Consider the following 20004-nt stretch of genomic DNA (forward strand, 5'->3'; position numbering starts at 1 on the left):
GGCGACTAACATCAGATCACAATTGAAGCCTTTTTTCTATTTATTTCATGGTATTACCGCTTAAGATCCTGTCTATGTGGAGCTACTACAAAAGCAGCAGGGGTTTGAGCCTTTCTGTCCTGCGGCCCAAAGCGACATTGAAACATGGCTTGAACACAACCCTAATAATGAACACGCTAAAGAAATGCGGGAATTACTGGCCATGCAACAGCAATCCTTACAGAAATACCCCGAGCATTTCTATGATTGGTCAGATCATAAAAACGCCAACGTCGGTTAAGCATTAATAAGCGCAATAGCAAACTTGCCCCTTCACGCCAGCGTGAGGGGGCAAGATAAGGAGACACCATGCAGGAAAGATGCTTGTGGTACGACACATCACCCGAGCCGGCATTACAGTTAGCGCCGCTAGAGGGCCATCATACAAGCGAAGTCGTCGTTATTGGTAGCGGCATCACAGGATTAAGCACAGCCCTGCACCTTGCAGAAGCTGGCGTTGACGTCACGCTTATTGAAGCTGGGGATATTCCCAGCGGTGGTTCTGGCCGCAACGTGGGCTTTGTTAATGCGGGCTTATGGATCCCACCAGAAGATATTGTAAAGAGATTAGGCGAAGCCGATGGCGAACGGGTGAATACCCTGTTGGGTGGCGCCCCCGCAGAGGTGTTTTCACTGATTGAACGGTTTGGTATTAACTGTGACGCGACCCGCACCGGCACCTTGCATTTAGCGCATAACGGCAAAGGTGAACAAGAGCTGGCTCGCCGTGTTGAGCAGTTTCAGCGCCGTGGCGCCCCAGTAGAATTACTGGAAGATGATGTGTGTTATCAGCACGTGGGCACCAAACGCATTAAAAAAGCCTTGCTCGATCGTCGCGCCGGCACCATTAACCCCACCGCATACACCCGAGGCCTGGCCAAAGCCGCCCACGGCCTGGGTGTAAAAATGCATACCCAAACGCCCGCCACCGGCGTGATCCGCCAGGGCGATGACTGGCAGGTGATGACCCCCAAAGGCAGCATTAAAGCACCACGGGTGGTGCTGGCGACCAATGCCTATACTGACGATGATTGGAATCAGGTGCGCCAACATTTTTTTGCTGGCCATTATTTTCAGGTAGCATCCCCTCCCCTCCCTGATGAGTTAGCCGGCGATATCCTGCCCGGAAAACAGGGCGCCTGGGATACGCGTAAAGTACTCAGCAGCATACGCCGTGACGCCCATGGCCGCTTATTGCTGGGCAGCTTAGGCAAAGGTGAAGGTAAGCCCCTGTCTTACATTCGCTGTTGGGCCGAACGTGTTCAGCAATACTATTTTCCGCAGTTAGGTAAAATAGACTGGCAGTACACCTGGACCGGATGCATCGCTTTTACGCCGGATAATACCCTGCGCCTATTCGAGCCGGCCCCCGGCATTGTGGCGGTAACGGGTTATAACGGTCGTGGCGTAACGACCGGCACCGTGGTGGGCAAAGGGTTTGCCAAGTATCTGACGTCTGGTGACGACACACTGCTGCCCATGCCGATACGTGCGCACTCGCCTATTAAAGCAAAGCCATTGTGGACCGCCGGCTATGAGAGCGGCTTTACGCTTTACCACACCGGACAGTGCCTGCGCCTGCTGGCATAAGCCATTAGCTAAATCAGGCCTATGTTGGCAGTTAAACACCACTCCCCAATACAGCCAGGCTGTATTGGGGAGAGCTGTATTACTGAGCACCCCGCCCCCGCCACTCTCGCAAAGGCAGGAATGACAAGAGCGGCTAGTCAGGCTTTTTGCGCTAGTACGGCATCGATGTCTGCCGCCGAGTGACGCTCGGCCAGAGCCTCTCCCGGCTCGTCACTGGTGCGATTCACAATGCGCCCTCTTTGTACCGCGGGTCGTGCGGCAATTTCTTTTGCCCAGCGTTGCACATGGGTATAACTGGCGGCATCAATAAACTCGGCGGCATCGTACGCCCGCCCCAACACCAGATTGCCGTACCAGGGCCAGATGGCCATATCGGCAATGCTGTATTCGTTGCCGGCAATATAGGGGTTATCCGCCAGCTGCTTGTCCAGCAAATCGAGTTGGCGCTTGGTTTCCATGGTGAAGCGGTTAATGGCGTATTCTATCTTCACGGGGGCATAGGCATAAAAATGGCCAAAGCCACCGCCCAGATACGGCGCCGAACCTTGCAGCCAAAACAGCCAGTTCAGGGTTTCGGTACGCTCGGCAATAGTGGTCGGCAAAAAGTGACCGAACTTTTCGGCCAGATACAGCAGTATATTGCCGGACTCAAACACCCTGATGGGAGCATCGGTTGAGCAGTCCTGCAGTGCCGGAATTTTAGAGTTGGGGTTTATCTCTACAAAGCCGCTGGAGAACTGATCCCCGTCGCCAATGCTGATCAAATGTGCATCGTATTCCGCGTCTGTTACCCCCAGTGCCAACAGCTCTTCCAGCATAATCGTCACTTTTTGACCATTAGGCGTCCCCATGGAGTACAGCTGCAAGGGATGCTTGCCCCTGGGCAACGCTTTATCGTGAGTGGCACCCGATACCGGGCGGTTGGTTTTCGCCCAGGTGCTGCCATCGTCTTCCGGTACGGTCCACACGGTGGGAACTTGATATTCACTGGTCATACAGGCTCCTGTTAACACTATGATTTTTACGTTTATGCGAGTAACACACCCACTGTAACCAATAAACAGCCAGCCTGCAGCTCTGAACGTAAAACAAGATGTGGGTGTTTGGTCTGGCGAGAGATGTCAGCCCACGGCAACTGGCGTTGCCGCTGGTAGGCAGGCTGACATCGTCAGGGGGGTATCAGGCGCGGCTGATATGCTTCAGCAGCTCGTGGCCAAAGCGTTCCGGGGCTTCAACCGAGGGCACATGGCCTACTTGTTCCAGAATAACCGGTTCACCCACACCGCAGCATTGGGCCAGGGTGTTCAGTGATGCCGGCGGGGTGGCGACATCGTCACTGCCACCTATCAGCAACAAGGGCACCTGGTGGCCACCGAGTTGCTCGCTAAAGTCGACACGGCCCAGCATCTCGCACAACAAGGCGTAGCTGTTGGCATCTCCTCGTCCCATTATGGTATTCCAGCCCTTGAGTAACGCAGGCTGCGCCTGGCAGACAGCGGGACCAAACCAGCGCGGCACTATGTCTACCGCCATGGCAGCCAGGCCTTTTTCGCGTATGGCGGCGGCACGGGTTTGCCAGGCATCACGAGTACCAATAACGGCACCTGTGTTGGTCAGGGTTGCCGACAACAGGCGCTCGGGCGCCTGGCCAAGCAACTGCTGGCCGATAACGCCACCAATGGAAGTCCCCACAAAATGAAAGCGCTCTGCGTCCGCCTGAGCAACCAGTGCCAGCACCTCACCCGCCAGACTGGCCGGGCTGATATCTCCGTTTTCCCAGGCGGCACTGCTGCCGTGACCGGGCAGATCCCAGCTCAACACCCGATAATGGGGCAGCAGCGTGGGCAGCAAGTCGTCCCACACCGCCTGAGTCATGCCCAGCGGATGAGCCAGCACCACCAGAGGGTTTTCCGGGTTACCCAGCAAACGGTAACCGACCGTACGACCATCAATTTCCAGAAACGACATTCAGCCTCCCAATTTAAAACAAAAACAGCCAGCCCAGGTAAACCAACCACAAGGCCGATACTCCTGAACTGGCAGACCACTCATTTGGCAAACGGCACCTTATACCAACCCCATTAAACAATTGTTCTATTCGATTGTCATATCAGTCCCGAACAAAGGGCCCGCTCCACCGACCCGCTGCAAGCACCTCCCTGTGACGCTCAGCACATGACCTCCCTGTCATGTGATGGTCGGTGGAGCAGATCCCTTTGCTCTCCTTGATGCAGCAGAGTCGCCTGTTGGCAATATCTACAAGCAACTCGGTATTCCAGGGGAGGTAACAGAGATGGCCTCCCACGACCGTGAAATGCCATGGACGGCATTTCCCGAGCCCTTATGGGGCAGCTTGCTGCCGTGTATCTTTGTTGGGTAATGGACCGAATATCCTGTGAATATTCGCAGCCCTTATCCAGCAAAGATGGCTAGCCCAGTTGCGTGTCGTGGGAGGCGGCTCTGGTGCCTCTGGTATTCAGGTTCAAAGTTGACCTGATCTTTACTGAAATTAGCATTACACCCGTTCAATCAGGGTTGCAATACCCTGGCCGACGCCCACACACATGGTACACAGGGCCAGTCGTTTGTTCTGCAGATGCAGCTCGTGAGCTGCGGTTTGCAATAAACGCGCGCCGGACATACCCAGCGGATGGCCCAGAGCGATGGCGCCACCGTTGGGGTTCACCCGTGGGTCGTTATCGTCCAGCCCCAGCTCGCGCATACAGGCCAGAGCCTGGGCGGCGAAGGCTTCGTTGAACTCGAACAGGTCGATGTCATCTATCGACAACTGATGGCGTTCCAGCAGCTTCTGCACCGCCGGCACCGGGCCAATCCCCATAATGCGCGGCTCAACCCCGGCGGTGGCCATGCCCAGAATACGGGCCATCGGCTTGAGGCCATGACGCTGCACCGCTTCTTCGCTGGCGATCAACATGGCCGCGGCACCGTCATTCACACCCGAGGCGTTACCGGCAGTAACGCTGCCGCCATCGCGGAAAGGAGTGGGCAGCTTGGCCAGTTTCTCGAGGCTGGTGCCCGGGCGCAAGTGTTCGTCATCGGCAAACAGCAGTGGCTCTTGCTTGCGGCGGGGAATTTCTATCGCCACGATTTCTTCGGCAAAGCGCCCCTCGCTTTGTGCCCGTGCCGCTTTTTGCTGCGACTGAACGGCGAAGGCATCCTGATCTTCCCGCGAGATAGCGAACTGTTCGGCGAGGTTCTCTGCCGTTTCCGGCATGGAGTCCACACCGTACTGCGCCTTCATCTGCGCGTTGACAAAGCGCCAGCCAATGGTGGTGTCTTCTATTTTCTGACCGCGAGTAAAGGCCGAGTCTGCCTTGCCCATCACATAGGGTGCACGAGACATGGACTCCACGCCGCCGGCCAATACCAGATCCAGCTCGCCGGCCTTGATGGCGCGTACCGCCGTTCCTACCGCATCCATGCCGGAGCCGCACAAGCGGTTAATCGTGGTGCCGGGCACACTCACCGGCAGCCCCGCCAGCAAGGCAGACATGCGCGCCACGTTGCGGTTGTCTTCACCGGCCTGGTTGCCACAACCCATGATGACTTCGTCGATGGCGGCCGGATCCAGATCTGGCGCCTGGGCCAATACGGCCTTGAATACCTGAGCGGCCAAATCATCGGGGCGAACCGATGCCAGGGTGCCGCCGAAGCGACCGATGGCCGAACGGCGGGGATGACAAAGATAGACAGGCTTCATTACACGGCCTCCGGTGAGATGGACTTGGCATGGTGGGCGGCGGTTTTGGCCTTGAGTGCCCGCAAGATTTCCAGTTCGTTGGCGTTGGGCTCGGGAGTTTGTGCCAGCGGCTCGGCAAAGCGTACCGGCCAGCCGGTGGCCTCACTCACTTGCTCACGAGTCACACCGGGATGCAGCGAGGTGACCACCAACTCTTTGGTGTCCGCATCAGGCTGCAGCACACACAAATCGGTAATCACTTTGGTGGGGCCACGGCCAATGTTGGGTACGTCATCACGACCCTTGCCATCGCGACCGAAGCCCAGGGTGGTAATAAAGTCTACCGCCTCCACAAAGGCCCGCGACGAATGCTTGAGGGTAATGAACACCTCTTTGGCATTGGTGGCAATTTCCGGCGCACCGCCACCACCGGGCAGCCGCACCTTGGGCGCCTGGTAATCACCAATCAGGGTGGTGTTAAGGTTGGCGAACTTGTCTATTTGCGCGGTGCCGAGAAAACCGACATCGATATGTCCGCCCTGCAGCCAGTAGCGAAACATTTCGGGTACCGCCACAGTAGTCAGGGCCGACTCGCACAGTTCGCCATCACCGATCGACAACGGCAGTATCTCGGGCTTGGTCTGCAGGGTGCCGGATTCATAGATCAGCGTCACTTCGGGAGCATGGGTCAGCCGGGCCAGGTTGGCGGCCTCGCTGGGCAGGCCAATCCCCACAAAACAGGTCATGCCGTTTTGCAGTGCGCGTGCGGCGGTCACCGTCATCATTTCGGAAGCATTATATTCGAGTGTCATTAGGCTTGCCCTCCCTGGTTATAGACATTTTCTTGCAGCCAGTTGTTGAAGCTGTCGCGATCCCGTGCGATCGCATCCCATTCTTTATAAAAACTGTTGTCGCGCGGGTAGTAACCGTGCGCATAAGAAGGCGCGGCGCCTCGCTTCACCTCGGCAATGGCATCAATGGCCCAGCCCGGGATCACGCAGGCATTGGGCTCGGCCTGCAGGTCGTCGACGATTTCCTCGACGGTCACTATGCTGTGTTTCGCCGCCAGTACGGCTTCTTTTTGCACACCGACGATGCCGGATACCAGCACGTTGCCCTGCCTGTCGGCACGCTGGGCATGCACAATACTCACATCGGGGCGCACCGACGGGACGGCCGCCAGTCGCTCCTGGGTGAAAGGACATTCAATAAAGCGGATCTGCGGGTTGACCTTGGGCAGGTCACTGCCGATGTAACCACGCAGTACCGCCAGGGGCAGACCCGCGGCGCCCGCTTCATAGGCACAGGCCATGGCCGCGTGACTGTGTTCGAAAATTTCGAGCGGCTGGGGATAGCCCTTTTCAACCGCGTCTCGCAGACGATGCAGGGAACCCACGCCGGGGTTGCCGCCCCAGGAGAAGATCAGGCGCTTGGCACAACCGGCGCCAATCAGCTGATCATAGATAATGTCCGGCGTCATGCGGATCAGCGTCAAATCCCGCTTTTCCTGCCGAATAACTTCATGACCCGCCGCAAAGGGGATCAGGTGAGTAAAGCCTTCCATGGCGATGGTAGCGCCATCCTGGACATAGCGAGCAACTGCGTCGTGCAAGCTCATAAAGTTGGCCATGAGTGTTTGCCTCCCTGAGTGAAATTCAAAGTTCGCATAGCGAACTATATGTTTGCATTGCGAACATAATTACACTCTTTTATTGTTCTCGCAAACCCAAAATTACCACTCAAACTCACAATCATCTTTAAGTAACTGTAAAATATGTAAATATTTTTATGTTGTGTGTATATTTTAAAACTAAAATAAATGACTTATGTGTGATGTTCGCATGGCGAACTTTTGATATCATGAATTGCCAAGCACTTCCGCCGACGGCGACAGGAAAACAACATGATAGAAGATGACAAACTCAGCCCGGACGACCGGGATTTCGTGACCGCCCTGGCCAGTGGGTTGGAAGTATTACAGGCGTTTGATCAAGACAACCCCCGTATGACCCTGAGCGAGGTGGCCGTTAAAGCCGGAATGAATCGCGCCAAGGCGCGTCGTTTTCTGCTTACCCTGCATGCACTGGGCTACCTGAAAAAACAGCACCGTTACTTTGAACTGACCCCCAAGGTGCTGCAGCTGGGTCATGCCCTGTTAACGATTAACCGCTATGCAACCCTGATCCAGCCCTATCTGGAGGACATTACCCGGGAAATACACGAGTCCACTTCGCTGGGCACCCTGGACGGTGACGAAGTGGTATATATGGCGCGCTCTGCGGCTGAGCACCGCCTGATGGCCATACAGCTGTCGGTCGGCACCCGGCTGCCCGCCGCCTACACCTCGATGGGCCGCGTGCTGTTGGCTCAGCTGCCCGATGCACAACTGGAGTCGTTTCTGGGCAAGGTCCGGCTGCAGGCTTACACAGAGCGCAGCATAGTCGAGCCCGATGAATTGCGTAAGGTATTGCAAGAGGTGCGTCAGCAAGGCTATGCCATCGTCGATCAGGAGCTGGACTCCGGCCTGCGTTCGGTGGCAGTGCCGGTGTTCGATCAGCAGGGCTTTCTGCTGGGAGCGATCAACATCAGTACCAATGCGGGGCGAGTAGACATGGAAACACTGCTCGGTCGCTTTCTGCCACTGTTGCAGGAAAAAGCCAGCCTGATACGCATGGCGGCGAGTTGAGATAACTCAGGGGTAACGTCCGCTGAGCCGGTTTTCTACCAGCTCCGCCAGTATGGTATTAACCAACCGCATCACCGCATTGGGGCTTTCACCACGACGACGGGATACGATTACCGGCGTGGTGATGTTTTCATCGGCCACCGTCACGAACTCCACCCCTTCGCGTCGCAGTTTTTTCACCTGCTCGGGTACCAGGGCAAACCCCATGTCCGAGGCCACCAGCGACAGCGCCGTTTGCAAGTCGTTAACCTGTTGAATCACCTGTACCTTGAGGCCCCGGCGATGAAACAGCCCCAAGGTCATATCGGAAAAATTGGGACCGCTGCCAGCAGGAAACGTTACACAGGGTACTTCCGCCAGTTGCTGCATGGTCGGCTGCTGCCTGATCAGAGGGTGTCCCGCAGGCAAGGCGGCAACCAAGGGCTCATTGAACAGCACCTCTTGCTGAACATCCGGATCCTCTATTTCTATTCGGCCAAATCCGATATCAATTTTACCGCTTTTGAGCGCTTTTACCTGTTCTCTGGCTTTCAGATCGTGCAGCACGACTTCCAGATTCTTGTTACGACGCAGACGCCGCACTATCAAGGGCATCTGGCCATAAAATACCGACGGCACAAAACCGATGGAAAAGAGCCTCTTGCGATGCTGAGCCACCTGACGCGTGCCTTCTATGCTGGTATTGAGTTTATCCAGAATGCCCTCCGCCTGTTGCAGAAAATACTGGCCGCCCGGGGTCAACTCCAGCCCCCGGGGCTTGCGAATGAACAACTGCACCTCCAGCTCTTCCTCCAGCTGCTTGATCTGCCGAGTTAACGGAGGCTGGGCGATAAACAACTTTTCTGCAGCCCGGGTCAAGTTCAGCTCCTGTGCCACCACCACAAAATATCGCAGATGCCTCAACTCCATCCATACCTCCAGGGTATTACTGTCAACTTAAACAGTATTGGTTAACATACAAAAAACAGCTGTAACCTTAGTGCAACAAGAGAGCACATTCGGCATCAGGAGATTACATGCCAGAATCCATTCAGTCCATAGACGCTATTCTGGTCGACATTCCGACCATACGCCCACACCAGCTTTCCATGACTACCATGGCTGTACAGACCATGGTAATCGTGCGCATAAAAGACTCCAGTGGCCTGGAAGGGCTCGGCGAAGCCACCACCATAGGCGGCCTGGCCTACGGTCCGGAAAGCCCGGAGAGTGTCAAGCTGACCATAGATACCTACCTGGCCCCTCTGCTGTTAGGCCAGCCGGCTGGCAATATCAATACCCTTAAGGTAAGGCTGAATACCAGCACCCGGGGCAACAATCTGGCCAAATCCGCCATCGAAACCGCCCTGCTGGACCTGCAGGGCAAGCGCCTTAATCGCTCCGTGTCCGACCTGCTGGGCGGCGCCGTGCATCAGCACATTCCCGTACTCTGGACCCTGGCCAGCGGCGATACTGCAAAAGACATCGACGAAGCACAAAGCCTGATTGCCGCAAAACGTCATTGTGATTTCAAACTGAAGATCGGCTCTCGGGCACTCATGGACGATGTGCGCCACGTGGCCGCCATCAAGGCCGCCGTTGGCGACAGCGCCAGCGTACGGGTCGATGTCAACCAGGCCTGGGATGAAGCCACCGCTGCCAAAGGCATGGCCGAGCTGCAGGCCGCCGGAATCGACCTGGTCGAACAACCGACCCCGATGAAGGATCTGTCGGCCCTGGTGCGCCTGTCCGAAAAATTCCACCTTCCCATTCTGGCCGACGAAGCCGTGGCCGATGCCACCGACATGTACAGTCTAGCCTCCGCCGGCTTTGCCGGTGCCGTGGCTCTAAAGATTGCCAAGGCCGGCGGCCCGCTCCAGGCATTGAAAGTAGCCAACGTGGCCAGTGCAGCCGGAGTCGGCCTCTATGGTGGCACCCTGCTGGAAGGCACCATCGGCTCTGTGGCCGCACTGCATGCCTGGTCTACCCTCGACAAGATCCACTGGGGAACCGAGATGTTTGGCCCACTGTTGATGAAAGACGACATCGTAGTCAAGCGATTGAACTTCCATAACAACGGCGTGGAGTTGCCCACCGGCCCGGGCCTCGGTATAGAGATAGACGAAGACAAGCTGGCCTACTATCGCCGCAAATAGTACCGTCGGCACTAAACACCTGTCGCAACCATTACCAAACGGAGCAAGCATCATGCTGTTTAAAGTTGAGATGAAAGTAAATATTCCTCATGACATCCCGGCCGACGTGATTGCCGATATCAAGGCGCGGGAAAAAGCCTACGCGCAGGAACTGCAGACTCAGGGCAAGTGGCGCCACCTGTGGCGGGTAGCCGGTAGCTACGCTAACGTCAGCATCTTCGATGTGGCCGACAACGCCGAACTACAGGACCTGATAAGCGCCCTGCCGCTGTTCCCCTACATGGACATCAGCGTTGCGCCCCTGTGCCGACACCCGTCCTCTATTCATGAGGATGATCGTTAATTTTTTGAAGCACCCAATCGCAACAACATAAAAAATTAAAATTGATGCAAGGAGCCAAGCAATGACAGTCAAAACCATGGAAACTCAGCAAGTCGTTGAGCTGCTGGAAAAAGTAGCCGGTTTGAACCAGACCGGTGGTAACGACCGCGTTAAAACCATTATCCATCGCCTAATGCACGACATTTTTCAAATCGTTGAAGATTTGGATGTCACCCCGGAAGAGTTCTGGAGCGCCGTGTATTACATCAACGATCTGGGCAAGAACGGGGAAGCTGCCCTGCTGGCTCCGGGCCTGGGCATGGACCATTACCTGGATATCCGCATGGATGCCGCAGACGAACAAGCCGGCCTGGCCGGTGGCACGCCGCGCACCATCGAAGGTCCGTTGTACGTGGCCGGTGCGCCACTGAGCGAAGGCTTTGCCCGCATGGACGACGGCACCCAGGATGGTGAAACCATGATTATCATCGGTCAGGTGACCGACCAGCACGGTCAGCCAGTGGCAGATGCCATCGTCGACATCTGGCACGCCGATCTCAAAGGCGCCTATTCCTATTTCGATCCGTCCCAGAGCGAGTACAACCTGCGCCGTCGCATCAAGACCGACGCCGAAGGACGCTACGCCGCCCAGAGCATCATTCCGTCAGGTTACGGCTGCCCACCTGAAGGCTCTACCCAGGCACTGCTCAACCTGCTGGGTCGTCACGGCAACCGCCCTGCGCATATCCATTACTTCGTTTCCAAGGCGGGCTACAAGCACCTGACCACCCAGATCAACCTGGCCGGTGACGAATACACCTACGACGACTTCGCCTTCGCCACCCGCGAAGAGCTGGTAGTAGACGCCGTTCGTGTCGAGGATGCCGCAGCAGCCGAGCAGTACGGCCTGAACAAGCCGTTTACCCAGGTAGAGTTCAACATCCAGCTGGTGTCGACCGACAAGGCCGATTTGCAAAGCCGCCACGAGCGCCAGCGCGCCCTGGAAAGCTAAACTCCAGGAAACTCAGCAGGCAGCTAGCCACAAAAGAGCCCTCCAATCGGTGGGCTCTTGTTAAGTACGTCCGAGGCTTGTCTTCGACGATAGCATTACCGTAAATATCTCCTCGATAAAGCCACATAGTCCAAGCGAACCGACTCCAATTGCCAAACAGATGTTCACTCTGGTTAACGATAGTCAACCCCGCCTCTTGCTCACCTGAACCCAATTCAACCTATTCAGGCCTTGGCTACTTTGGAGCCTGGTTTACTACTTGTTTTTAAGCCGCTCGCTTTCTGTTAATTAGGTGGTTTAGTTGCTGCTCTGATTGTTTGAAGTCAGGGCTTACCGTGCTTTATTTAAAATGCCACGATTCATTCTCATGACGGAAGGATTTAATGTTGCACTCTTTTCTATATACAGCCAACCCGGCTCGCATTGTGTTTGGCCCTGGTTGCTTGTCCGAGATTGCCGACGAAGTTCGTCATCTGGGTTGCTCCCGGGCTTTGGTGCTGTCGACGCCATCTCGGCGCGAAGATGCCGAGCGCCTCAACCACCAGCTCGGAGGGCTTGGGGCCGGAGTCTTTAGTGAAGCGGCCATGCACACACCGGTAGAGGTGACCGAACGGGCGATGGAGGCTTACGCTCAAGCAGGCGCCGACTGTGTGGTTGCCCTGGGAGGTGGCTCAACCATTGGGCTGGGCAAGGCGATCGCCTATCGCAACGAGGCCCCCCAACTGGTAGTAGCGACCACCTACTCCGGCTCTGAGGTGACCCCCATTCTGGGGCAGACAGAAAACGGTGAAAAGACCACCCGCAAGCACGCTTCGATACTCCCCGAAGTCGTGTTCTATGATGCCGATCTGACTCTGGGGCTATCGATTTCGATGAGCGTTACCAGCGGTCTGAACGCTATGGCTCACGCCGTGGAGGGCCTTTACGCAAAGGACCGCAATCCCATCACCGACTTGATGGCTCTAGAAGGTATTCGTGCCCTCAAGGAGGCTTTGCCGGTGATCGTTAAACAGCCGAAGAGCCTGGAGGCACGCAACAATGCCCTTTACGGCTCTTGGCTCTGCGGCACAGTGCTGGGCACGGTTGGTATGGCTCTTCACCATAAGCTCTGTCACACACTGGGCGGCAGCTTTGTCCTTCCTCACGCCGAGACCCACGCCATCCTGCTCCCCCATACTGCTGCCTATAACGCCCTGGCGACGGACGCTCTGGCACCTGTGGCTGAACTGTTTGGTGGTAATCCAGGGGGCGGCCTGTATGACTTCGCCAAACTCCTGGGAGCCCCCCAGTCCCTTAAAGAGCTGGGGTTTGCCGAAGCCGACCTGGATATGGCTGCAGACCTTGCGGTACAAGCCCCCTACTGGAACCCACGGCCGATCGAGCGTGAAGCCGTGCGCGAACTACTGCAACGAGCCTGGAGTGGTGCCCGCCCGGAATAATGTATTTCAATTACTTCACTGCAGAGCGGTCCGCCGAGGCAGTCTGGCTGGCACAAGCAACATAGGAGCCCATCGACAGCCTTGCTCGCATCGGTGAAGGCAAGAAGCACAGAGTAAAAAGAAGGAGGAGGTAATAAGGCAGAGCAACCGCTTAACCAGAGTCGTGAGGGGCAATAACCCGGCTTGGTTGTTATGTTGCCGAAGTCCGGTCCGGTATTGAGTGAGAGTCTGTTGACCTTTCGCCTCGAAAGGTCAACAGACCGGGTTCATGAAAGGGAGCGGCGTCCCTTTTATTCACCCCTTATCTGCTGCAACCAGCACCCTGATACTTACTCGTCATCGGCTTCTGTAGCCGTCGGACGCGGGCCATGCTTGCAGGCTCTGGCGAGGATCTCGACATAAAACTCGGGCAGCTCTTCTGCCACGGCAGCATCAATGTGTTTATTGATTTCAGAAGTATAGATCTCTTCTGCTACGGCTTCCGACGCGCCAAAGCGACAATCGAAGGTCCAGTAGTCCATACCTTCTGGCAGCGTCTTGCGACGCTCTCTGTTAAGGTACTTTTTAATATCATGCTTAATTGAATCCACCCAGCGAGCAGGTTGCAGCTTGGGGTGAGTTAAAGCGATTGTCTTTTTCATGGTTTTCCTACAGATCGGCACTTAAGAGTAAAAAGGCTGAATAACCCTTGTTGAGCGCATTCTACATGGATAGGCTGAAGATAACCGCCCATTTCAGCGGTTTTTTATCTGACCAAACAGCCGAATGGCCTGGCCTCTTTCACGAGATTTAACCGGAGAGTGAGGGTATTGATGAAGATAATGAAGCCGGACGACCATACTGGCAGTCCGGCTCTTTGAGCCTAATCTGCCGGATATTTTTCAACTTCTCTGCGCCAGCGGCTTTCCAGACTATCGAGCTGGGTAGCTCCATAAATGGCCCGCTCGGCACCGGAATACCAGGCCCAGAGCTGATTGCCATAATCGAAATGCCACCATTCGCTGGGCAGGTTGGTAAACCCGGCCGCAGTCATTATTCCATAGAGCAGTCGTCGGTTTTTGATCACCTCCGTCTCTCTGGCATCCGGAGCGGCAATCTCTTCAAATGCATGAGTATGAGACCAGGCACTGGCTTCGTCGAACTGGGTTCCCATGTCCAGCATCAAGCCCTGCTGATCCAGCAAAGTAACATCGACCGAGCCCCCCGTAAGATGAGGGCTTGGCGCTTCTGCCCGTGTACAGGGCAACGAGACAAACTCCCGGGTCAGTTGTTCCAGCTCGGCTGCCGATTTGTTCGGCAAGCGAGTTTCCAGAGCATTGTACAGGGTGTCATACAAATACTGTTGTACACCGTAAGGGCGCCAGCTATCCAGCACCAGCAGTGACATACCAGTGGGCAACTGCTCGGCAGCCTGTAGCAGCCGTCGATAAATACCGGTGCGAGTGTGACACTCAGGCACCGCATAGGGTATTCCCATCTTGTAGTAGGCCGGATAAACCTGCAGCGGCGCTGGCGCCAGGCTGACAGGAACGAGCGGTTCCTGATTATCCTCAATGGCTATCTTCATCACTTCTGACCAGACAGGATCAGCCATTAACGGTATCCGAGTTTTCATGCGTAACCTCCCAGAATGTTCGGTAGCCATAACGTCAATCCAGGAAACAGGATCAATAACAGCAACACGCTCAGAGCAAGCAGTACAAAAGGCCAGATGGTTTTAAACAGCTCGGTTATCTCAATCTTGCTGACGGCGGCGGCCACGAACACACAGGCCCCCATAGGGGGAGTAATCAAGGCAATGGTGATGTTCAGGGTGATGACCACGCCCAGATGCACAGGGTCGATGCCCGCAGCCATGGCGACCGGCACAAAGATAGGGGTCAGCAGCATAAGCGCCGATACTTCCTCCATAAACATGCCGGTAACAAAGGTAATGCCGCTCAACATCAGCAGCACCAGAATAGGCTGATCGATAAAAGGCTCCAGCATGGCCACAAATGACTTGGGCACCTGGGCATAAGACAGCAGCCAGCTGATGGCGGCCGACGCCGCCATGATCAGGAAGATGGCACTGGTCAAGCGAGCGGTTTCCACCAGCGCCGACCAGAAGCGACCGAGAGACAACTGGCCTGTCATCAGTCCCACTATCACCACGTACAGCACGGTGAGCGCCCCTGATTCAGTGGGCGTCACCACCCCCAGTACAATGCCCCCTACTATGATCACGGGTGCCAGCAAAGCAGGAAAGGCACCCCAACTGGCTGACCACAATCTGGCCAGGGTCGGTTTCTCTCCCGAGGCGGCCAGCCCCGCTCGCCTGGCATAGACCCAGTTCATCATCATGAAGCCACACCCCAGAATCAAACCGGGGATGATTCCCGCCAAAAACAGGGCGCCGACCGAGGTATTGGTCAGGGAGGCATAGAGGATCATGAAAATACTGGGGGGAATGATGGGCCCTATCAGTGAACTGCCCGCCGTCAAACCTGCCGCATAGGGAGCCGAATACCCTTCTTTCTTCATCGCCGGCACCAACAAGGAACCGAGCGCGGAGGTATCCGCTACCGCCGAGCCGTTAATGCCGGCAAAGAAGACACTTGAAACCACGTTGACATAGCCCAGGCCCCCACGCCAATGACCCACCAGCGTTCTTGCCAGCGTCATCAGGCGCTGTGTCAGACCAGAGCTGTTCATCAGATTGCCCGCCAGTATGAACAGCGGGATCGCCATCAAGGAAAAGACATTGATGCCACCAAAGAATTGCTGGGGCAGCATGCGTCCGACCATATTGATATCGATAAAGAAAAAACCAACGACGGCGGTGAGGATCAGTGTCAGAAACAAGGGTAAACCCAACAGGATATGCACGATAAAGGTGACAAACATCGCCAGGGTCATAACTGCAAATCCTTTCTTTCAAACGGGCCACGTAAAATGGCGAATAAAAACAACATAGAAAAGCCAAGAGGCATACTCAGCATCGGCCAGGTGCGGCTGATTCCCAGCCCCATGGTGGTAAAACGACCAACGGAAAACGCGTAGTGCCAGGAAAACCAGGCGAAAGCAGCACTGATCACCACGGTAAGCAGCCACTGATAGAGTTTCAGGGCCGATGCCCATTTGGGCGGCAGCTTCTGCTCCAATAAATTGATACGCATGTGTTCATTACGCACCCACACCACACCGGCGGTGAGCAGCACAGTGCCAATAATCAGGAAGCGGGAGAGTTCGTCCATCCAGATGGGTGAGCGACCAGCCAGATATCTTGCAGCCACACCATAGAGCAGCACCACAAGATTGCTGGCAATAAGCAGGCCTGCCAGAGTTTCTGACACGCGACTTAACAAGCGGAGTATTTTTGTATTCATAACAGCAAGGCGGTGCCTGGCACCGCCACCTTATCGGGAGCTAATTAATTGGACGCTACGTCTTGCAGTGCCAAATCAATCCATTTCTGGTCGATGTTTTGCTCCTGCAGCCAGGTTACGTAGGAAGGCTTGGCTTTTTCCTGGAATGCGGCCAGCTGTTCCGCCGTGGGACGATAGACTTCCATCCCTTTATCGGCCAGAAACTGGATACGCTCTTCTACCTTGGACTCGACCGATTCACGGTTGAGCTGGTTGGCTTCTTCTACTGCCTCTTTCAAGGCCGCCCGTTGCTCTTCACTCAGTGACGACAGCAGCTGATCGTTAGCAACCAGAAACTGATCGGAATACTGAATATTGGCCAGGGTCAGGTACTTTTGTACTTCCTGTAAACTCCCCAGGATAATGTACATGGGCGGGTTCATCTGACCATCGGCCACCCCTGTCTTCATCGCCATATAGACTTCGGTCCAGGGAATAGGAGTACCAGAAGCGCCAAAGGCTTCATACAAGGCCACCTGGCTCTTGTCCATCGCCCTGAAGCGCAACCCCTTGAAGTCATCAGGCTGCTGAATAGGCCGCTTGTTATTGGTAAAGGCCAGAAAACCGCCCTCTTCTACAACCGCCAGCATGCGGGTACCGGTACGCTGATAGAACTCTTCCTGCGCGGCTTTCCAGTATTCACCCTGGTCAAAGAAGCGACGCGCGTCGTCAAACCCTTTAAACAGGAATGGAATTGAACTGACATAAATTTCAGGGAAAAGCGGCGATACACCGGCAAAAGAAGCGATATTCAGGCTGGGCATGTTCATCACCTGCTCCATGCGCTGCTCTTCTTCACCCAGCATGCTGTTGGGGTACAGCTTTAGCTCCAGCTCTCCCTGCGTTTTTTCTTCCACCAGTTTTTTCAGGTTGGAGGCAAACAGGTGTACCGCATTTTTATCCGCATCCGGGGCACCGTTATAAGACAGGTCAATGGTGGTTGCCGCCCCGGCCAGACCACTAATCAGCAAGGCTCCCGCCCCACATACCGTCGTCATCCATTTTGCCAGCGGCTTGATTTTACAGGTAGGCATAGTCGTGATCTCCATATCCGGATTGTATGTTTCAAGAAGTCTTCATCAGATTAAGCGTTGTTGCGTTGACTTTTCAACGTCAAACCCGTTGCAATAAAGTCAACACCACATTTAACACTATAACTACAATTAATTAAAGAACAACATACCATCATGAAGATGCGCAATTAATGCCTCGGATGACACCGTCAACTCGCGACCTTTATGACTGACAATATGCGCACTCGCCCCTGTCAGCAAGGGATGAGGGACGGGAAGACTGATTATTTCTCCTTGCTCTATTTCACTTTGCACCGTCAGCCGTGGCATGAAGGCCACCCCCATACCGGATAGCACAAAGTTCTTTAAAACGGCGACAGAATTGGTTCTTAATTGCGGCTCAAAGCGGATATGTTCCAGCTCCTCGACCAGACTGACCAACTGACCCATGCCAAACTGTTGGTCGATAAGGGCCAGGGGATATTCTGCAATCTGTTGAATGGACAGGGGAAGCTGTCTGGTCAGGGCATGCTGCGGGGGAGCGATGAGTTCCAGCGGCTGACGGGTGATCACATGGGAATATAACTCGGCATCGGGGGAAGGCGCATAGACGACCGCCAAATCTACCTTATCTTCCTTAATCAGCCGTGTGGCCTCATTGGCTCCTGCCATTTCCACGCTGATCTGGATACCCGGGTAGCGCGTCATAAAAGCCTGCAGGGGTGCAGAAATCAAATCGGCAATAAAGCCTTCACCGACCGCCAGACTGACTCTGCCCTTTTTCAGGCTCTGCAGGGCTGCAATGCGAGACAGAGCTGCCGCCTCGCTTGCCTTCTGCTGACGATAAAGCGCCACCAGCTCTTCACCTATCTGAGTGAGCACCACACCCTGCCCACTGCGCAGGATCACAGTCGCCGCCAGCTCTTCTTCTAGTTGTGCCAGCTGGCGGCTGATGGCCGAGACATCGATATTCAGATGAGCAGCCACTTTCCGCAATGAGCCAAAGCGTGAGACTTCACTGAGATATTTCAATGCTCTGGGGTTAAGTTTCCACATATCAGGATTCCGTGACTTTATATCCGAAGCTCATCGGAGGAGTAATACCAATCTCAGTAAAAACATGATCTATTTTAAAGCTGAGTACCAGAGGAAACAGAGTCAGCTCCCACGACACGCCACTGGGCTAGCCATCTTTGCTGGGTAAGGGCTGCGAATATTCACAGGGTATTCGGTCCATTACCCAACAAAGATACACGGCATCAAGCTGCCCCATACGGGCTCGGGAAATGACATCCCTGTCATTTCACGGTCGTGGGAGCCGATCTCTGTTGCCTCTCCACAAGCACCGAGTTGTCTGTAGATAGCACCTACAGGCAACTCCGCAGCTGGGGGCGGATGAAGGGATCTACTCCACCGACCATCACATGACAAGGAGGTCATGTGTTTGAGCGCCACAGGGGGCGAGTCTGTCTCGCCATGACGAATTGTTTCAGCCTGACCGAGTATCCAGTGAATGCTCGCAGCTGGCTGAAACGATGAGTGTCATTTATCTGCAGCGTGTCGGTGGAGTAGACCCTTCGTTCGTCCTTTACTGAGCAGCTAAATAGACCAGTTACTTACTCAGTTTGGTATGAGACAGGTAGCTCACTGATATAGGAAGCAACGCCACCCGACAGCATCGGCAGCGTTATTATTGCAGGAGGGGGGAGCTCAAAGGCAAGGCTGAATCATTATCTGGCCTTCTGAGCCTGAGCAATGAAATCACTCAGGTAATTAATCTGTTCTTCGCCTTTCCGCACCCCCAAAAAGATCTGTTTGCTAACCCCATGCTTACCGAACCGGAGGCTTTTAATGGCCATTGTTTTGGCGAATTCATCCACCAACCAGCCAGGCAAGGCACAGACGCCTCTGCCTGCGGCCACCATTTGCAACATGATTTCGGTCGTTTCTATTGTCTTGTGTTTTTTGACCGTGCACTTTGCGGGATTTAAAAACTGGCTGTAAATATCCAGCCGTTCAGGCTCTACCGGGTAGCTAAATAGCACTTCTTCACTTAGCTGTTCAGGCGTGATCGAGCTTTGCGTGGCAAGGCGGTGAGATACCGAAACGACGAGTCTATGTTCGTAGTCAAATACCGGTATAAACGTCAAATTGGGTTTATACAAGGGATCAGGCGTGACGAGGATATCTACCTCGTAGTTATGCAGGGCACCCAGGCCACCGAACTGAAATTCCTGCTTCACGTCAATGTCAACGTTTGGCCACTTTTCGAGATAAGGTTCAATCACTTTTAACAGCCATTGATAGCAAGGATGACATTCCATGCCGATGCGAAGCGAGCCCATTTCGCCTTTTGCTATCTGACGCAATAGATGTTCCGTGTGTTTGAATTGCGGCAAGACCCGATTGGCAAGAGTCAATATTTGCTCACCAGCATTGGTCAGGCGCAAGTTTCTCCCTTCTTTTTGCCAGACAGGTGTTTTGATCTGGCCTTCCAGTTTTTTGATGCTGTGACTCAATGCAGACTGGGATAAATTTAACGATTCAGCAGCCTGGGTTAAGGTTCCCTGTTCTTTGATTGCTGCCAGTACTTCAAGGTGAAACCGCTCCAACATAATGTAACTCCGGTCTTTAGTACTTAAAACTATGAATATAATTCAT

The 20004-nt window shown here is 54.8% G+C and carries 20 protein-coding genes; 7 read left to right on the top strand and 13 right to left on the bottom strand.

Features of this window, described 5'->3' with window-relative positions; translation table 11 throughout:
- Positions 1-76: 76 nt before the first annotated feature.
- Both ACN0VL_RS08870 and ACN0VL_RS08875 read left to right on the top strand, forming a co-directional pair.
- On the top strand, positions 77-280 hold the full coding sequence (locus ACN0VL_RS08870; protein WP_417616533.1) for a hypothetical protein: 204 nt from the start codon (positions 77-79) through the stop codon (positions 278-280).
- Positions 281-348: 68 nt separating this feature from the next.
- A complete protein-coding gene (locus tag ACN0VL_RS08875) occupies positions 349-1629 on the top strand; it encodes an NAD(P)/FAD-dependent oxidoreductase (RefSeq protein WP_417616535.1) in 1281 nt (426 codons plus the stop codon).
- Positions 1630-1766: 137 nt separating this feature from the next.
- On the opposite strand, the gene yghU is transcribed toward ACN0VL_RS08875, so the two are convergent.
- The 5 genes from yghU to ACN0VL_RS08900 all read right to left on the bottom strand — a co-directional run bounded on the left by yghU (position 1767) and on the right by ACN0VL_RS08900 (position 6959).
- Positions 1767-2624, bottom strand: a complete 858-nt coding sequence (gene yghU, locus ACN0VL_RS08880; protein WP_417616537.1) for a glutathione-dependent disulfide-bond oxidoreductase — start codon at positions 2622-2624, stop codon at positions 1767-1769.
- A gap of 184 nt (positions 2625-2808) precedes the next feature.
- Entirely contained in the window at positions 2809-3597 is a 789-nt protein-coding gene (locus ACN0VL_RS08885; protein WP_417616539.1) for an alpha/beta fold hydrolase, read from the bottom strand.
- A gap of 547 nt (positions 3598-4144) precedes the next feature.
- On the bottom strand, positions 4145-5350 hold the full coding sequence (gene pcaF, locus ACN0VL_RS08890) for a 3-oxoadipyl-CoA thiolase (RefSeq protein WP_417616541.1): 1206 nt from the start codon (positions 5348-5350) through the stop codon (positions 4145-4147).
- Entirely contained in the window at positions 5350-6141 is a 792-nt protein-coding gene (locus ACN0VL_RS08895; protein ID WP_417616543.1) for a CoA-transferase subunit beta, read from the bottom strand. The genes pcaF and ACN0VL_RS08895 overlap by 1 nt, the downstream gene beginning before the upstream one ends.
- On the bottom strand, positions 6141-6959 hold the full coding sequence (locus tag ACN0VL_RS08900) for a CoA transferase subunit A (protein WP_417616545.1): 819 nt from the start codon (positions 6957-6959) through the stop codon (positions 6141-6143). Before ACN0VL_RS08900 ends, ACN0VL_RS08895 begins: the two co-directional genes overlap by 1 nt.
- 273 nt (positions 6960-7232) lie before the next feature.
- Between ACN0VL_RS08900 and ACN0VL_RS08905 the strand changes: the two genes are divergently transcribed.
- A complete protein-coding gene (locus ACN0VL_RS08905; protein WP_417616546.1) occupies positions 7233-8015 on the top strand; it encodes an IclR family transcriptional regulator domain-containing protein in 783 nt (260 codons plus the stop codon).
- 6 nt (positions 8016-8021) lie between these two features.
- On the opposite strand, the gene ACN0VL_RS08910 is transcribed toward ACN0VL_RS08905, so the two are convergent.
- Positions 8022-8924 (bottom strand): LysR family transcriptional regulator, encoded by a 903-nt coding sequence (locus ACN0VL_RS08910; RefSeq protein ID WP_417616548.1) that lies wholly within the window; start codon positions 8922-8924, stop codon positions 8022-8024.
- A 107-nt stretch (positions 8925-9031) separates the two neighbouring features.
- Here ACN0VL_RS08910 and ACN0VL_RS08915 point away from each other — a divergent pair, with 107 nt between their 5' ends.
- The 4 genes from ACN0VL_RS08915 to ACN0VL_RS08930 all read left to right on the top strand — a co-directional run bounded on the left by ACN0VL_RS08915 (position 9032) and on the right by ACN0VL_RS08930 (position 12923).
- Positions 9032-10150, top strand: a complete 1119-nt coding sequence (locus ACN0VL_RS08915) for a muconate/chloromuconate family cycloisomerase (RefSeq protein ID WP_417616550.1) — start codon at positions 9032-9034, stop codon at positions 10148-10150.
- Between the two features lie 52 nt (positions 10151-10202).
- The gene (catC, locus tag ACN0VL_RS08920) at positions 10203-10493 is read left to right on the top strand and encodes a muconolactone Delta-isomerase (RefSeq protein WP_417616552.1); all 291 of its coding nucleotides are present in this window, start codon (positions 10203-10205) and stop codon (positions 10491-10493) included.
- A gap of 61 nt (positions 10494-10554) precedes the next feature.
- The gene (gene catA, locus ACN0VL_RS08925; protein WP_417616554.1) at positions 10555-11484 is read left to right on the top strand and encodes a catechol 1,2-dioxygenase; all 930 of its coding nucleotides are present in this window, start codon (positions 10555-10557) and stop codon (positions 11482-11484) included.
- A 383-nt stretch (positions 11485-11867) separates the two neighbouring features.
- Complete coding sequence (locus ACN0VL_RS08930; protein WP_417616556.1) at positions 11868-12923, top strand: maleylacetate reductase; 1056 nt, start codon at positions 11868-11870, stop codon at positions 12921-12923.
- A 329-nt stretch (positions 12924-13252) separates the two neighbouring features.
- Here the strand turns inward: ACN0VL_RS08930 and ACN0VL_RS08935 are convergent, their stop codons facing one another.
- From ACN0VL_RS08935 to ACN0VL_RS08965, 7 genes are all read right to left on the bottom strand, one after another.
- Positions 13253-13564 carry a DUF6172 family protein gene (locus ACN0VL_RS08935; protein ID WP_417616558.1) on the bottom strand — a complete coding sequence of 104 codons (312 nt, stop codon included), beginning with the start codon at positions 13562-13564 and terminating at the stop codon, positions 13253-13255.
- 221 nt (positions 13565-13785) lie between these two features.
- Positions 13786-14538 (bottom strand): M15 family metallopeptidase, encoded by a 753-nt coding sequence (locus tag ACN0VL_RS08940; protein ID WP_417616560.1) that lies wholly within the window; start codon positions 14536-14538, stop codon positions 13786-13788.
- Positions 14535-15821, bottom strand: coding sequence for a TRAP transporter large permease (locus ACN0VL_RS08945; RefSeq protein WP_417616561.1), 1287 nt, complete (start codon positions 15819-15821; stop codon positions 14535-14537). The genes ACN0VL_RS08940 and ACN0VL_RS08945 overlap by 4 nt, the downstream gene beginning before the upstream one ends.
- Positions 15818-16291, bottom strand: a complete 474-nt coding sequence (locus ACN0VL_RS08950) for a TRAP transporter small permease (protein WP_417616563.1) — start codon at positions 16289-16291, stop codon at positions 15818-15820. The genes ACN0VL_RS08945 and ACN0VL_RS08950 overlap by 4 nt, the downstream gene beginning before the upstream one ends.
- 44 nt (positions 16292-16335) lie before the next feature.
- Positions 16336-17364 carry a TRAP transporter substrate-binding protein DctP gene (gene dctP / locus ACN0VL_RS08955; protein WP_417616565.1) on the bottom strand — a complete coding sequence of 343 codons (1029 nt, stop codon included), beginning with the start codon at positions 17362-17364 and terminating at the stop codon, positions 16336-16338.
- 129 nt (positions 17365-17493) lie between these two features.
- Entirely contained in the window at positions 17494-18399 is a 906-nt protein-coding gene (locus ACN0VL_RS08960; RefSeq protein WP_417616567.1) for a LysR family transcriptional regulator, read from the bottom strand.
- Positions 18400-19073: 674 nt separating this feature from the next.
- Positions 19074-19958 carry a LysR family transcriptional regulator gene (locus ACN0VL_RS08965; RefSeq protein ID WP_417616569.1) on the bottom strand — a complete coding sequence of 295 codons (885 nt, stop codon included), beginning with the start codon at positions 19956-19958 and terminating at the stop codon, positions 19074-19076.
- Between the last annotated feature and the right edge of the window lie 46 nt (positions 19959-20004).

This window comes from Oceanisphaera sp., assembly GCF_048268965.1.
Classification (GTDB): Bacteria; Pseudomonadota; Gammaproteobacteria; order Enterobacterales; family Aeromonadaceae; genus Oceanimonas.

Excerpts from the sequence above, each read along its gene's own strand:
- ACN0VL_RS08960 (WP_417616567.1), bottom strand. The coding sequence starts at position 18,399 with ATGTGGAAACTTAACCCCAGAGCATTGAAATATCTCAGTGAAGTCTCA.
- pcaF (WP_417616541.1), bottom strand. The coding sequence starts at position 5,350 with ATGAAGCCTGTCTATCTTTGTCATCCCCGCCGTTCGGCCATCGGTCGC.
- ACN0VL_RS08910 (WP_417616548.1), bottom strand. The coding sequence starts at position 8,924 with ATGGAGTTGAGGCATCTGCGATATTTTGTGGTGGTGGCACAGGAGCTG.
- ACN0VL_RS08930 (WP_417616556.1), top strand. The coding sequence starts at position 11,868 with ATGTTGCACTCTTTTCTATATACAGCCAACCCGGCTCGCATTGTGTTT.
- ACN0VL_RS08905 (WP_417616546.1), top strand. The coding sequence starts at position 7,233 with ATGATAGAAGATGACAAACTCAGCCCGGACGACCGGGATTTCGTGACC.
- ACN0VL_RS08875 (WP_417616535.1), top strand. The coding sequence starts at position 349 with ATGCAGGAAAGATGCTTGTGGTACGACACATCACCCGAGCCGGCATTA.
- ACN0VL_RS08885 (WP_417616539.1), bottom strand. The coding sequence starts at position 3,597 with ATGTCGTTTCTGGAAATTGATGGTCGTACGGTCGGTTACCGTTTGCTG.
- dctP (WP_417616565.1), bottom strand. The coding sequence starts at position 17,364 with ATGCCTACCTGTAAAATCAAGCCGCTGGCAAAATGGATGACGACGGTA.
- ACN0VL_RS08915 (WP_417616550.1), top strand. The coding sequence starts at position 9,032 with ATGCCAGAATCCATTCAGTCCATAGACGCTATTCTGGTCGACATTCCG.
- catC (WP_417616552.1), top strand. The coding sequence starts at position 10,203 with ATGCTGTTTAAAGTTGAGATGAAAGTAAATATTCCTCATGACATCCCG.
- ACN0VL_RS08965 (WP_417616569.1), bottom strand. The coding sequence starts at position 19,958 with ATGTTGGAGCGGTTTCACCTTGAAGTACTGGCAGCAATCAAAGAACAG.
- ACN0VL_RS08935 (WP_417616558.1), bottom strand. The coding sequence starts at position 13,564 with ATGAAAAAGACAATCGCTTTAACTCACCCCAAGCTGCAACCTGCTCGC.
- ACN0VL_RS08950 (WP_417616563.1), bottom strand. The coding sequence starts at position 16,291 with ATGAATACAAAAATACTCCGCTTGTTAAGTCGCGTGTCAGAAACTCTG.
- catA (WP_417616554.1), top strand. The coding sequence starts at position 10,555 with ATGACAGTCAAAACCATGGAAACTCAGCAAGTCGTTGAGCTGCTGGAA.
- yghU (WP_417616537.1), bottom strand. The coding sequence starts at position 2,624 with ATGACCAGTGAATATCAAGTTCCCACCGTGTGGACCGTACCGGAAGAC.
- ACN0VL_RS08900 (WP_417616545.1), bottom strand. The coding sequence starts at position 6,959 with ATGGCCAACTTTATGAGCTTGCACGACGCAGTTGCTCGCTATGTCCAG.
- ACN0VL_RS08895 (WP_417616543.1), bottom strand. The coding sequence starts at position 6,141 with ATGACACTCGAATATAATGCTTCCGAAATGATGACGGTGACCGCCGCA.
- ACN0VL_RS08940 (WP_417616560.1), bottom strand. The coding sequence starts at position 14,538 with ATGAAAACTCGGATACCGTTAATGGCTGATCCTGTCTGGTCAGAAGTG.
- ACN0VL_RS08945 (WP_417616561.1), bottom strand. The coding sequence starts at position 15,821 with ATGACCCTGGCGATGTTTGTCACCTTTATCGTGCATATCCTGTTGGGT.